We start from the raw sequence: 11,771 nt of genomic DNA on the forward strand, positions 1-11,771 counted from the left end.
CTAATCCTGCAATCAGCGAGCCGGACGGACGCCAGAGGTCTGGGCTTCCATCATGAGGCGATCCTGAGCGGTCGGGTCATGCGCCATGATCTCACCCTTGAAGATCCAGCACTTGATGCCGATGATCCCGTAGGCGGTCAGCGCTTCGGCTTCCGCATAGTCGATGTTGGCGCGCAGGGTGTGAAGCGGCACACGGCCTTCACGATACCATTCGATACGCGCGATTTCAGCGCCGCCGAGACGGCCGCCGCAGGTGATCTTGATCCCTTCGGCGCCCAGACGCAGTGCCGACTGAACGGCACGCTTCATTGCACGGCGGAAAGCCACGCGGCGGATAAGCTGGTCGGCGATGCCCTGGGCGACGAGCTTCGCGTCGATTTCCGGCTTGCGGATTTCAACGATGTTCAGCTTCACTTCGCTTGCGGTCATCTTCGAAAGCTTGGCACGCAGCTTCTCGATGTCCGCGCCCTTCTTGCCGATGATGACACCGGGGCGAGCGGCATAGATCGAAATGCGGCACAGCTTGGCCGGACGTTCGATCACGACCTTCGAGATGGCTGCCTGCGGCAGGCTCTTCACGATGTACTTGCGGATCTCGACATCTTCGCTGAGCAGCTTGGCATAGTCGCGCCCTTCGGCGTACCAGCGGCTGTCCCAGGTGCGGTTGATCTGCAGGCGCAGACCGATCGGGTTGCTTTTATGGCCCATCTTACGCCTCTTCCTGCTCGCGGACGACGATACGAAGGCGGCTGAACGGCTTCAGGATGCGCGTCGACTTGCCGCGGCCACGGGTGTGGAAACGCTTCATCGTGATCGACTTGCCTACCGAAGCCTCGGCAACGACCAGCGCGTCGACATCGAGGTTGTGGTTGTTTTCCGCATTGGCGATCGCCGAAGCGAGCACCTTGCTGGCGTCACGCGCCATCGCCTTCTTGGAGAAAGCGAGGATGTTCATGGCCTCTTCGGCCTTCTTGCCGCGGATCAGACCGGCAACGAGGTTGAGCTTCTGCGCCGAACCACGAATGGTGGTTCCGACGGCCAGCGCCTCGTTTTCGGCAACGCGACGGGGTGCCTTCTGCTTGCTCATCAGCGCTTACCCTTCTTGTCGGCAGCATGACCCGGGAAAGTACGCGTCGGTGCGAACTCGCCGAGTTTGTGGCCGACCATCTCTTCCGAAACGGAGACCGGGATGAACTTGTGACCGTTGTAGACGTTGAACGTCAGACCAACGAACTGCGGCAGGATGGTGGAACGGCGCGACCAAGTCTTGATCGGCTTGGCGCCACCGGCGTCCTGGGCGGTCTCTGCCTTCTTTAGAAGGCTGAGCTCGACGAACGGACCTTTCCAGACGGAACGAGCCATGTCGGATTACCTCTTCTTCTTCGCGTGGCGCGAACGGATGATCATCTTGTCCGTCTGCTTGTTCTTGCGGGTACGGGCGCCCTTGGTCGGCTTGCCCCACGGAGTGACCGGATGACGGCCACCGCTCGTGCGGCCTTCACCACCGCCGTGCGGGTGATCGACCGGGTTCTTGGCGACACCGCGGGTCAGCGGCTTGATGCCCATCCAGCGACGACGGCCGGCCTTGCCCAGGTTCTGGTTCTGGTTGTCCGGGTTCGAAACAGCACCAACGGTCCCCATGCAGTCGGCGCGCAGATAACGCTGCTCGCCGCTGTTGAGACGCACGATGACCATGCCGCGATCGCGACCGACCAGTTGGACATACGAACCAGCAGCACGAGCGATCTGACCGCCCTTGCCAGGCTTCATTTCCACATTGTGGCAGATCGTGCCGACCGGCATCTGACCGAGCAGCATGGCGTTGCCAGGCTTCGTGTCGCACTTTTCGCCAGCCACGACCTTGTCGCCGACAGCAAGACGCTGCGGAGCAAGGATGTAAGCCAGTTCACCGTCCGTGTACTTGACCAGGGCAATGAACGCGGTGCGGTTCGGGTCATACTCGAGCCGCTCGACGGTGCCTTCGACGTCCCACTTGCGACGCTTGAAGTCAACGTAACGGTACTTCTGCTTGTGACCGCCAGCCATGCCGCGCGAGGTGACGTGACCCTTGTTGTTGCGGCCACCGGTCTTGCGCTTGCCTTCGACGAGCGACTTGACCGGCTTGCCCTTGTAGAGGGCCGACTTGTCGACGAGGATCAGGCCACGACGGCCCGGGCTCGTAGGTTTATAGTTCTTGAGTGCCATGTCTTATCTGCCCTCAGATACCGCTGGTGACGTCGATTGAATCGCCGTCCTTCAGGGTGACCACAGCCTTCTTCTGGTCGACACGCTTGTAAGCCTTGCCCTTCCAGCGCTTGGTCTTGCCCTTCATGTTGATGGTGTTCACGCCCATCACGCTAACACCGAAGATCGCTTCGACCGCTTCCTTGATCTGCGGCTTCGTGGCGGTGTTGGCGACCTTGAAGACGACCGCGTTATGCTCGGAAGCAAGCGTAGCCTTCTCGGTGATGTGCGGTGCGAGCACGACGTCGTAGTGACGTGCTTCAACTTCCTGCTTCTTAGCCATTGAAACGGGCCTCCAGCTTTTCGACCGCGTCCTTGGTGAGGACCAGCGTGTCGTGCTTCAGGATGTCGTAGACGTTGGCACCCATCGCCGGCATCACATTGACGCCCGGGATGTTGCGAGCAGCCTTGCTGAAACCGTCGTTGACGCTTTCGCCGTCGATCACGAGGACCTTGCCGCTCCAGCCATTCTGGCCGAACGTAGCAACAAGCGCCTTGGTCTTGGCATCTTTCAGCTCGAGGCTGTCGACGATCACGAGACCGTCCTTGGCCTTCGTCGACAGAGCCATCTTGAGACCGAGTGCACGAACCTTCTTGTTCAGCGACTGCTCGAAGTCACGCTTGCGCGCACCGTGAGCCTTACCGCCACCGATGAAGATCGGAGCGCCGCGATCGCCATGACGAGCCGTGCCGCCGCCCTTCTGGCGACCCCACTTCTTGCCGGTGCGGGCAACGTCCGAGCGTTCGCGGGTCGGGCGAGCCGTACCACGGCGATTTTCGAGCTGCCAGGTGACAACGCGATGCAGGATGTCTGCGCGCGGCTCGACACCGAACACGTCATCGTTCAGCTCGATGTCGCCCGACGCCTTGCCGTCGATTTTCTGGACCTTCACCTTCACGGATCAGCCCTCCTTGTTTTCGTCCGAGCCGGCATCGGCTTCGGGCGTATCGGTGGTGGTTTCGGTGTCGACACCAGCTTCCTGCTCCTTCAGCAGCTTTTCCTGCTGTTCGGCGGAAACTTCCGTGCTGACTTCATGCTCTGCAGCGTTCTCGACGAGACCGGCATCAGCTTCCTGATGTTCGAATTCGTCACGGTTGCGATACATCACACCCGGGAACGGCAGCTCTGCATGATCGATCTTGACCGCGTCCTTGACCAGCAGCCATCCATTCTTCGCACCCGGGACAGAGCCCTTGACAAAAAGAAGGCCGCGATCAGCGTCGGTACGAACGATTTCGAGGTTCTGCTGGGTGCGTTGACGGTCGCCCATATGGCCGGCCATCTTCTTGCCCTTGAACACGCGGCCCGGATCCTGGCGGTTACCCGTCGAACCGTGCGAACGGTGCGAGAGCGACACACCATGGGTAGCGCGCAGACCACCGAAACCCCAACGCTTCATGGCACCTGCAAAACCCTTACCCTGGGTATGACCGGTGATGTCGACCTTCTGGCCAGCAATGAAGTGCTCGGCCGAAATGCGGGCACCGACGGGAAGCAGCGCTTCTTCGGTGTCGACGCGAAATTCGGCGACCTTCATCTTCAGCGGAACCTGAGCCTTGGCGAAAGCTTCGCGCTGCGGCTTGTTCACATTCTTTTGCTTGGCCTCGCCCGAACCGACCTGGACCGCGAAGTAACCATCGCGATCGGCAGTGCGGTGAGCAGTGACCTGGCAGTTTTCCAGCGCAAGAACGGTAACCGGCACATGCCGACCGTCCTCCTGGAAGAGGCGGGTCATCCCGACTTTCTTTGCGATAACGCCAGTGCGCATCGTAAAACTCCTAAACAGAGGCACCGCGGCCCATCCGAGGTGCTTGCCAGCCCGTTTCATGATACGTCGCCCCGTCCGGGCTGAGTGCCACCGCAGCATATTGCCTAGGTAGCGAGACGGAGGACGCAGACCCGATCTAATTCCTTCTGGAACAGACCGGCGGTATCCCGATGTCTTGCCGGACCTTCCGGACCGGCGGGGCTATCGAGCACCCCTAAACTTCCCTACCCATTTAACGTCCGGGAGGGGGACGGAAATCAGTCGGCTCAGGCCAGCTTGATTTCGACGTTCACGCCGGCAGCAAGGTCGAGCTTCATCAGCGCGTCGACGGTCTGGGCGTTGGGCTGCACAATGTCGAGCAGCCGCTTGTAGGTGCGCACCTCGAACTGCTCGCGCGACTTCTTGTCGATGTGCGGGCCGCGGTTCACGGTGAACTTCTCGATACGCGTCGGCATGGGAATGGGGCCGCGAATAAGCGCGCCAGTACGACGTGCGGTATCTGCGATTTCGCCAGTTGCCTGGTCGAGAACACGATGGTCGAACGCCTTGAGGCGAATGCGGATATTCTGAGCTTCCATTACCTACACCGATGCGAAAGAGCCAATGGACCGTTTCCGATCCACAAAAAAGAAAGGCCAGCCCCGCTGGTGCCGGTTTCCCGGAACGGGCGACCTTTCATGAATTCGTTGTGTTCAGGGGACGAATCCCCGTCTCTTGGCGCGCATATACGGGTGAGACTCGCACATGGCAACCCCTCAATTCCGTCGAATTTGTGAAGACGGAATATTGGCCGAAGAGGAAGGTACGATCGCAACCTTCACCCTCATAAAACGAAGGCCCGCCCCTCTTGAAGAGGAGCGGGCCCGCGATTTAACTTGATCCGACGAAAATTACTTCGTGATCGAGCTCACAACGCCCGAGCCGACGGTGCGGCCGCCTTCGCGGATTGCGAAGCGCAGACCTTCGTCCATGGCGATCGGTGCAATCAGCTTAACGCTGATCGTCACGTTGTCGCCAGGCATCACCATTTCCGTGCCTTCGGGAAGGATCACTTCGCCGGTGACGTCGGTGGTGCGGAAGTAGAACTGCGGACGGTAGTTCGCGAAGAACGGCGTATGACGGCCGCCTTCGTCCTTCGAAAGGACGTACACTTCTGCGCTGAACTCGGTGTGCGGATTGACCGAACCGGGCTTGGCCAGAACCTGGCCACGCTCGACGTCTTCACGGGCAACGCCGCGGATCAGGGCACCGATGTTGTCGCCAGCTTCACCGCGATCAAGCAGCTTGCGGAACATTTCAACGCCGGTCACGGTCGTCTTCGCGGTGTCTTTGATACCGACGATTTCAACTTCGTCGCCAACGTTCACAACGCCGGTTTCGACGCGACCGGTCACAACGGTACCGCGACCCGAGATCGAGAACACGTCTTCGATCGGCATCAGGAACGGCTTGTCGACCGGACGGTCCGGAGTCGGGATGTGCTCGTCGACGGCAGCCATCAGTTCCTTGATCGAGTTTTCGCCGATTTCAGGATCGCGACCTTCGAGAGCGGCCAGAGCCGAACCCTTGACGATCGGAATATTGTCGCCGTCGAAGTCGTACGAGCTGAGCAGTTCGCGAACTTCCAGTTCGACGAGCTCGAGGATTTCCTCGTCGTCGACCTGATCGACCTTGTTCATGTACACGACCAGAGCCGGAACACCGACCTGACGGGCAAGCAGGATGTGCTCGCGGGTCTGGGGCATCGGGCCGTCGGCTGCGTTCACAACCAGGATAGCGCCGTCCATCTGGGCAGCACCGGTGATCATGTTCTTGACGTAGTCGGCGTGGCCCGGGCAGTCGACGTGGGCATAGTGACGTGCGTCGGTTTCGTATTCGACGTGAGCGGTCGAAATGGTGATACCGCGCTCACGCTCTTCGGGAGCCTTGTCGATGTTTGCGAAATCGACAGCCGAACCCTGAACCTTGGTGATTGCCGCGGTCAGCGTGGTCTTGCCGTGGTCAACGTGACCGATGGTGCCGACGTTGACGTGCGGCTTGTTACGCTCGAACTTTTCCTTCGCCATTTTTAAATAACCTCTGTCTTAAAAATTTAATTTCTGCGGGGAGGAAACGGCGCCCGCGGAATCAGGCGCCGCCCCTAGACCTCAAAGCTAGCTTACGCAAGCTTCTCCTTGACTTCCTGCGCGACGTTGGCCGGCACTTCGTCGTAGTGGCTGAACTGCATCGAGTACTGGGCGCGGCCCTGAGTAAACGAGCGCAGTTCGTTGACGTAACCGAACATGTTGGCCAGCGGCACGTTGGCTTCAACGGCCTGCGCGTTGCCGCGCGTGTCGGTGCCCTGGATCTGGCCACGACGGCTGTTGAGATCGCCGATCACGTCGCCGAGATAATCCTCGGGAGTGACGACCTCGACCTTCATGATCGGCTCGAGCAGCTTGATGCCCGAACGGTCCGCCACTTCACGCATGGCACCGCGCCCGGCGATTTCGAACGCGATCGCGCTCGAGTCGACGTCGTGGTACGCACCGTCGTAAAGCGTCACGGTGAAGTCGATGATCGGGAAGCCGACGAGGTGGCCGCTTTCGGCCTGCTCGCGGAAACCCTTTTCGATCGCGGGGATGTATTCCTTCGGAATGTTACCGCCCTTGATCTCGTCTTCGAACACGAAGCCCTGGCCGCGCTCACCCGGGGTGACCTTGACCTTGACGCGGCCGAACTGACCCGAACCACCCGACTGCTTCTTGTGGGTGTAGTCCACATCCACCGGCTTGCCGAGATATTCGCGGTAAGCCACCTGCGGCGCGCCGACGTTGGCTTCGACCTTGAACTCGCGCTTCATGCGATCGACGAGGATGTCGAGGTGAAGCTCGCCCATGCCCTTGATGATCGTCTGACCGCTTTCGTGGTCGGTCGTCACACGGAAGCTCGGATCCTCGGCAGCCAGGCGGTTGAGCGCAACGCCCATCTTTTCCTGGTCGGCCTTGGTCTTCGGTTCCACCGACAGTTCGATGACCGGCTCGGGGAATTCCATGCGTTCCAGAATGATCGGAGCGCTCGACGCACACAGGGTGTCGCCGGTGGTGGTTTCCTTGAGACCTGCGATCGCGACGATATCGCCGGCGAATGCTTCATCGATGTCCTCGCGGTTGTTGGAGTGCATCAGCAGCATGCGGCCGATCTTTTCCTTCTTCTCCTTGACCGAGTTCAGAACCGAACCCTTGGAGAGCTGACCCGAATAGATACGGGTGAAGGTGAGCGTCCCGACGAACGGGTCGTTCATGATCTTGAAGGCCAGCGCCGAGAAAGGTGCCTCGTCCGACGACGGACGGGTGTCTTCTTCGTCGCTGTCGGGCTTCACGCCCTTGATGGCCGGAACGTCGAGCGGGCTCGGCATGTAGTCGACAACAGCGTCGAGCAGGGGCTGCACGCCCTTGTTCTTGAACGCCGAGCCGCAGACGACAGGCACGAAGTCGCGCGCCATGGTGCCCTTGCGGATCAGCTTCTTGAGCGTCGCCGCGTCAGGCTCGTTGCCTTCGAGGTACTGTTCCATGACATCGTCGTCCTGCTCGACGGCAGTTTCGACCAGCTTTTCACGGTATTCGGCTGCCTTGTCGGCGAGGTCCGCGGGGATGTCGACATAGTTGAACGTCGCGCCGAGGCCGTCGTCTTCCCAGACGATGCCGCGCATGTTCACGAGGTCAACGACGCCCTTGAGGTCGCTTTCCGCGCCAATCGGGAGATAGAGGACCAGCGGGGTCGCGCCGAGGCGGTCGATGATCGACTGGACGCAGTAGTAGAAGTCGGCGCCGGTGCGGTCGAGCTTGTTGATGAAGCACATGCGGGGGACGCCGTACTTATCGGCCTGGCGCCACACGGTTTCGGATTGGGGTTCCACCCCGGCAACTCCATCAAACACGGCCACGGCGCCGTCGAGGACGCGCAGCGAGCGTTCGACTTCGATGGTGAAGTCGACGTGTCCGGGGGTGTCGATGATGTTGATGCGGTGCTTGGGACCCTGACCGTCTTCGGCCGACCAGAAGGTGGTCGTGGCAGCCGAGGTAATCGTGATGCCGCGTTCCTGCTCCTGCTCCATCCAGTCCATGGTGGCGGCGCCGTCGTGGACTTCGCCGATCTTGTAGGACTTGCCGGTGTAGTAGAGGATACGCTCGGTCGTGGTGGTCTTGCCGGCATCGATGTGGGCCATGATGCCGATATTGCGGTACCGCTCCAGCGGATATTCGCGAGCCATGTGGTTTTCCTCGAATTCGGGGTTAGCGCAGGTGCGCGCCCCATATGGGTATCAATGTGACCACTTGAAGACCGGGAGAGTAGGAATCCCCCTCCCCCGGTCCTTCAAGCAGGGCGCCCTACCAGCGGTAGTGCGAGAAGGCGCGGTTCGCGTCCGCCATGCGGTGCGTGTCTTCGCGCTTCTTGACGGCATTGCCGCGATTGTTGGCCGCATCCATGAGTTCGCCCGAGAGGCGAGCCGACATGGTGGTTTCCGGACGACCGCGCGCAGCGGTGATCAGCCAGCGGATGGCCAGGGCCTGGGCACGTTCGGGGCGAACTTCGACCGGGACCTGATACGTCGCACCGCCGACGCGGCGCGAACGCACTTCGACCTGCGGCTTGATGTTGTCGAGCGCTGCGTGGAACAGCTCGACCGGATTGGCCTTGGCCTTCGTTTCCACCACGTCGAGCGCGGTGTAGACGATACCTTCGGCAACGGCTTTCTTGCCGTCATACATGAGGTTGTTCATGAACTTCGACAGGACCTGATCACCGAACTTGGGATCAGGCAGGATTTCCCGCTTCTCGGGACGACGACGACGACTCATGTCGCAATTCCTTCTCTTGTCCGGCCCTTCCCGATTTCGTCATCCCCGCACAGGCGGGGATCGAGGGGCGGCCGGTAAATTCCTAAAAAGCCTTGGGACTGGATCCCCGACAAAATCGCCTGAAGCGATTTTCCGAGGATGACCGGTCCCCCGGACCGATCACTTCGGACGCTTGGCGCCGTATTTCGAACGGCTCTGCTTGCGGTCCTTGACACCCTGCGTATCGAGCACGCCGCGAAGGACGTGGTAGCGAACGCCGGGAAGGTCGCGAACACGGCCGCCGCGGATCAGGACAACGCTGTGTTCCTGCAGGTTGTGGCCTTCGCCCGGGATGTAGGAGATGACTTCGCGCTGGTTGGTCAGGCGGACCTTGGCAACCTTACGCAGAGCCGAGTTCGGCTTTTTCGGGGTCGTCGTGTAGACGCGGGTGCAGACGCCGCGCTTCTGCGGGTTCTGCTCCATCGCAGGGACCTTGCTCTTGGCCTTCTGCGGGACGCGGCCCTTGCGGACCAGCTGGTTGATTGTCGGCATGATTACTCACTTCACCGTTGGTTGGCGGCGACTAGAGGGTTGATGGGGCGGTACGCCGGGTTCGTGCCTGCAGCGCGCGCGGCGCGGGTAAGCACCGGGGCGGCATGATCGCACGAGCCTGAAACGCTCCACCCATCGGCCCACACGGCCACCGGGTTACTTTGACGGCTGCCCCCAGCTTTCGCTGCAATAGAAAAGGGCCCGCCAAATGGGAGCCCCGGGACATGACCGGCAATGTTCAGCTCTATCTGCCCGATGGGAATCGCAAGGCGGTTCCTACACCGGATGGGCGCGCACATAGTGAAACGGGCGCACAGCGTCAAGTTCCGTCAATCGCGCGCCCGATCACCAACCGGCGGATCGCCCGCGCCCTCTGCCGCGTGCTGCGACAGTTGCCGCATATGTTCGGCCACCGCGAGGTCCAGATCCTGATAGACATAGGGGCCGACGTGATAGTGGCGCAGATGGTTGCAGATCACGCCCGCCGGCAGAACGACCTGCGGCGGATCGAGCGCCCCGCCCTCACCTTCCCAGGAATTAACCGCCACCGCGGCCGAGGGCTGTTCGAGCGCGCCGGTATAGGTGCCGTAGATGATGGTTTCGGGCTGCGTGATGGTGATCGTGACCGGGTCGAGATTGGCCTTCACCGCATTATCCTCGCGCATGCGCCGCACGCGCTCCGCATATTCGGCCACCTTGGCGAAGTGATTGCCACGCTCGCCATCGTCCGTAGCCTCGCTGGCGCGCCGGACGGCGAGCTCATGTTCGTGAAGCAGATCGTTGATATCCATGACGGTTCCCCTTTCGCGGGGGTTGAAGAAAAGCCCTGCAGGGGGATGGGTCGGACGCGCCGGACGGCGCGCCCCGACCGATCGCACGATCAGCCCATTTGCTGCATGGCCTGCTGCGCCTGCGGATCTCCCGCTTCGGCCTGCCCGTGCGCATCGCTGCGATGTTGCTGGCGCAGATTGGCCGCATGGACCTTGCCGCCACCGGCCTGCTTGGTGTCATAGCCGTAACGCTGACCCTGCCGGGGTTCCGCCGCACGCTGCTGCACATCGTTCCAGCCAAAATGAAGCGGCTCGCCGCCCTGCTCGGGAGCGATGGTGCTACTGCCATTGCCGCTGTCATAGGCCTTGATGGTGCCAAAATTCGTCATGGGAGATCCTTCCAGGTCGCGCAGGCGCTCATCAGCGACCGCTTATGCGCGGGCTAAGAGGCGAAATGGAAAGAAGGGAGGACAACTGGCCCTCGGGACCGTCGATCACGACTGGTAGCTGGGTTTGAGGTGGGGTTGGTTGGCCGGTGTTACAAGATGGGTGCGGAAGGGGGGGGGGGGGCGCGGTCAATGGCATGTGATGCGTTAGCCGGCAGGCCGCTTTTGATACCGATCGGCGGTAAGCTACCGGTCCGCTTATGGGAGCTTCCCGTGAAACCGCGAACGTCCGCAATTGGGGGTGGAAACCGGTCATTCAAGAGATCTGGCTGTTTGACTGGATTTGGGCCGGAAGCGGACCGTCCGCTCTTGGCCTCACATTCGGCAATATGGACATCTACGGGCCCATAAGTCGGTGCGAGACGTTGCCGTTACATGACCATACACCACACGCGCACGGGGCGCGGAAAACCCCTCCTCCTTGTCCACGGACTGGGGGCGACCTGCGGCTCGTGGGACACGATCTCGCCTGCGCTTTCTCAAGTCAGGGAGGTAATTGCCATAGACCTGCCCGGCCATGGGCAAACACCCGACGAGGCGGACAGCGGCACGTTTGACGGACTTGCGCGCAGTTTGGACAACTGGCTCGGCGCGGAGAACCTCACAGGTATTGATATGGTTGGCAGCTCGCTGGGGGCTCGCCTGGTGCTCGAGATGGCGCGGCGCGGCCAAGCGGGCGCGGTTGTCGCACTCGATCCGGGCGGCTTTTGGCAAGGGTGGGAGCGCACCTTCTTCAAAGCCACCTTAATGCCATCGGTTGCTCTGGTTCGCGCACTGCGACCGGCGCTTTCTGCCATCACCGGAAATGTCGCAGGCCGGACCGCGCTCTTGGCCCAGCTCTCTGCTAGGCCGTGGGCGCTCGACGGGGCATTCGTCGCGCGCGAATTGAAGTCGTTGGCTGACACGCGCACCGTCAATTCGCTTGTGAAGGATCTCGCCAACGGCGCGATGCAGGAGGGTTCTGCGAAAACGGCTGCGCCTGTTGTCATCGGCTGGGGACGAAAGGATCGGCTGTGTCTACCGCAGCAGGCGGATCGCGCGATCAAGGCTTTCCCTGGAGCGACGCTGCACTGGTTCGAGCGTAGCGGACACTTCCCGATGTGGGATCGGCCAGAGGAGACTGTTCGCGTGATACTGGATGCAACGAGCATCTAGGAATCGAAATAATAC

The 11,771-nt window shown here is 61.2% G+C and carries 15 protein-coding genes; 1 reads left to right on the top strand and 14 read right to left on the bottom strand.

What is annotated here, in order from left to right; genetic code table 11:
* Positions 1-12 precede the first annotated feature (12 nt).
* From rpsC to AC13F2_RS04725, 14 genes are all read right to left on the bottom strand, one after another.
* Positions 13-708: a 30S ribosomal protein S3 gene (rpsC, locus tag AC13F2_RS04660; RefSeq protein ID WP_103023200.1), complete on the bottom strand. Its 696-nt coding sequence runs from the start codon at positions 706-708 to the stop codon at positions 13-15.
* A 1-nt stretch (position 709) separates the two neighbouring features.
* Positions 710-1,087 carry a 50S ribosomal protein L22 gene (gene rplV, locus AC13F2_RS04665; protein WP_103023199.1) on the bottom strand — a complete coding sequence of 126 codons (378 nt, stop codon included), beginning with the start codon at positions 1,085-1,087 and terminating at the stop codon, positions 710-712.
* A complete protein-coding gene (gene rpsS / locus AC13F2_RS04670; RefSeq protein WP_067464762.1) occupies positions 1,087-1,362 on the bottom strand; it encodes a 30S ribosomal protein S19 in 276 nt (91 codons plus the stop codon). Before rpsS ends, rplV begins: the two co-directional genes overlap by 1 nt.
* A 6-nt stretch (positions 1,363-1,368) precedes the next feature.
* Positions 1,369-2,205: a 50S ribosomal protein L2 gene (rplB, locus tag AC13F2_RS04675; RefSeq protein WP_103023198.1), complete on the bottom strand. Its 837-nt coding sequence runs from the start codon at positions 2,203-2,205 to the stop codon at positions 1,369-1,371.
* Positions 2,206-2,218: 13 nt separating this feature from the next.
* Positions 2,219-2,527, bottom strand: coding sequence for a 50S ribosomal protein L23 (locus AC13F2_RS04680; protein ID WP_103023197.1), 309 nt, complete (start codon positions 2,525-2,527; stop codon positions 2,219-2,221).
* Positions 2,520-3,143 carry a 50S ribosomal protein L4 gene (gene rplD / locus AC13F2_RS04685; protein ID WP_103023196.1) on the bottom strand — a complete coding sequence of 208 codons (624 nt, stop codon included), beginning with the start codon at positions 3,141-3,143 and terminating at the stop codon, positions 2,520-2,522. The genes AC13F2_RS04680 and rplD overlap by 8 nt, the downstream gene beginning before the upstream one ends.
* A gap of 3 nt (positions 3,144-3,146) precedes the next feature.
* Positions 3,147-4,013, bottom strand: a complete 867-nt coding sequence (rplC, locus tag AC13F2_RS04690; protein WP_103023195.1) for a 50S ribosomal protein L3 — start codon at positions 4,011-4,013, stop codon at positions 3,147-3,149.
* A gap of 266 nt (positions 4,014-4,279) precedes the next feature.
* Entirely contained in the window at positions 4,280-4,591 is a 312-nt protein-coding gene (gene rpsJ / locus AC13F2_RS04695; protein WP_006831877.1) for a 30S ribosomal protein S10, read from the bottom strand.
* A 312-nt stretch (positions 4,592-4,903) separates the two neighbouring features.
* Positions 4,904-6,079 (bottom strand): elongation factor Tu, encoded by a 1,176-nt coding sequence (gene tuf, locus AC13F2_RS04700; protein ID WP_103023194.1) that lies wholly within the window; start codon positions 6,077-6,079, stop codon positions 4,904-4,906.
* Positions 6,080-6,171: 92 nt separating this feature from the next.
* Positions 6,172-8,265 carry an elongation factor G gene (fusA, locus tag AC13F2_RS04705; protein ID WP_103023193.1) on the bottom strand — a complete coding sequence of 698 codons (2,094 nt, stop codon included), beginning with the start codon at positions 8,263-8,265 and terminating at the stop codon, positions 6,172-6,174.
* Between the two features lie 118 nt (positions 8,266-8,383).
* Positions 8,384-8,854 carry a 30S ribosomal protein S7 gene (gene rpsG, locus AC13F2_RS04710; RefSeq protein ID WP_103023192.1) on the bottom strand — a complete coding sequence of 157 codons (471 nt, stop codon included), beginning with the start codon at positions 8,852-8,854 and terminating at the stop codon, positions 8,384-8,386.
* 159 nt (positions 8,855-9,013) lie between these two features.
* Positions 9,014-9,385 (bottom strand): 30S ribosomal protein S12, encoded by a 372-nt coding sequence (gene rpsL / locus AC13F2_RS04715; protein WP_006831873.1) that lies wholly within the window; start codon positions 9,383-9,385, stop codon positions 9,014-9,016.
* Between the two features lie 329 nt (positions 9,386-9,714).
* Positions 9,715-10,176: a hypothetical protein gene (locus AC13F2_RS04720; RefSeq protein ID WP_482964058.1), complete on the bottom strand. Its 462-nt coding sequence runs from the start codon at positions 10,174-10,176 to the stop codon at positions 9,715-9,717.
* A gap of 89 nt (positions 10,177-10,265) precedes the next feature.
* A complete protein-coding gene (locus AC13F2_RS04725; protein WP_482964059.1) occupies positions 10,266-10,544 on the bottom strand; it encodes a cold-shock protein in 279 nt (92 codons plus the stop codon).
* Positions 10,545-10,976: 432 nt separating this feature from the next.
* On the opposite strand from AC13F2_RS04725, the gene AC13F2_RS04730 reads away from it, so the two are divergent.
* The gene (locus tag AC13F2_RS04730; RefSeq protein ID WP_482964123.1) at positions 10,977-11,756 is read left to right on the top strand and encodes an alpha/beta fold hydrolase; all 780 of its coding nucleotides are present in this window, start codon (positions 10,977-10,979) and stop codon (positions 11,754-11,756) included.
* Positions 11,757-11,771: the final 15 nt, after the last annotated feature.

The sequence above is a fragment of the Qipengyuania sp. L-5Y genome (genome assembly GCF_056859455.1).

Coding starts and splice junctions, on each gene's coding strand:
- rpsC (WP_103023200.1), bottom strand. CDS start 708: ATGGGCCATAAAAGCAACCCGATCGGTCTGCGCCTGCAGATCAACCGC.
- rplV (WP_103023199.1), bottom strand. CDS start 1,087: ATGAGCAAGCAGAAGGCACCCCGTCGCGTTGCCGAAAACGAGGCGCTG.
- rpsS (WP_067464762.1), bottom strand. CDS start 1,362: ATGGCTCGTTCCGTCTGGAAAGGTCCGTTCGTCGAGCTCAGCCTTCTA.
- rplB (WP_103023198.1), bottom strand. CDS start 2,205: ATGGCACTCAAGAACTATAAACCTACGAGCCCGGGCCGTCGTGGCCTG.
- AC13F2_RS04680 (WP_103023197.1), bottom strand. CDS start 2,527: ATGGCTAAGAAGCAGGAAGTTGAAGCACGTCACTACGACGTCGTGCTC.
- rplC (WP_103023195.1), bottom strand. CDS start 4,013: ATGCGCACTGGCGTTATCGCAAAGAAAGTCGGGATGACCCGCCTCTTC.
- rpsJ (WP_006831877.1), bottom strand. CDS start 4,591: ATGGAAGCTCAGAATATCCGCATTCGCCTCAAGGCGTTCGACCATCGT.
- tuf (WP_103023194.1), bottom strand. CDS start 6,079: ATGGCGAAGGAAAAGTTCGAGCGTAACAAGCCGCACGTCAACGTCGGC.
- fusA (WP_103023193.1), bottom strand. CDS start 8,265: ATGGCTCGCGAATATCCGCTGGAGCGGTACCGCAATATCGGCATCATG.
- rpsG (WP_103023192.1), bottom strand. CDS start 8,854: ATGAGTCGTCGTCGTCGTCCCGAGAAGCGGGAAATCCTGCCTGATCCC.
- rpsL (WP_006831873.1), bottom strand. CDS start 9,385: ATGCCGACAATCAACCAGCTGGTCCGCAAGGGCCGCGTCCCGCAGAAG.
- AC13F2_RS04720 (WP_482964058.1), bottom strand. CDS start 10,176: ATGGATATCAACGATCTGCTTCACGAACATGAGCTCGCCGTCCGGCGC.
- AC13F2_RS04725 (WP_482964059.1), bottom strand. CDS start 10,544: ATGACGAATTTTGGCACCATCAAGGCCTATGACAGCGGCAATGGCAGT.
- AC13F2_RS04730 (WP_482964123.1), top strand. CDS start 10,977: ATGACCATACACCACACGCGCACGGGGCGCGGAAAACCCCTCCTCCTT.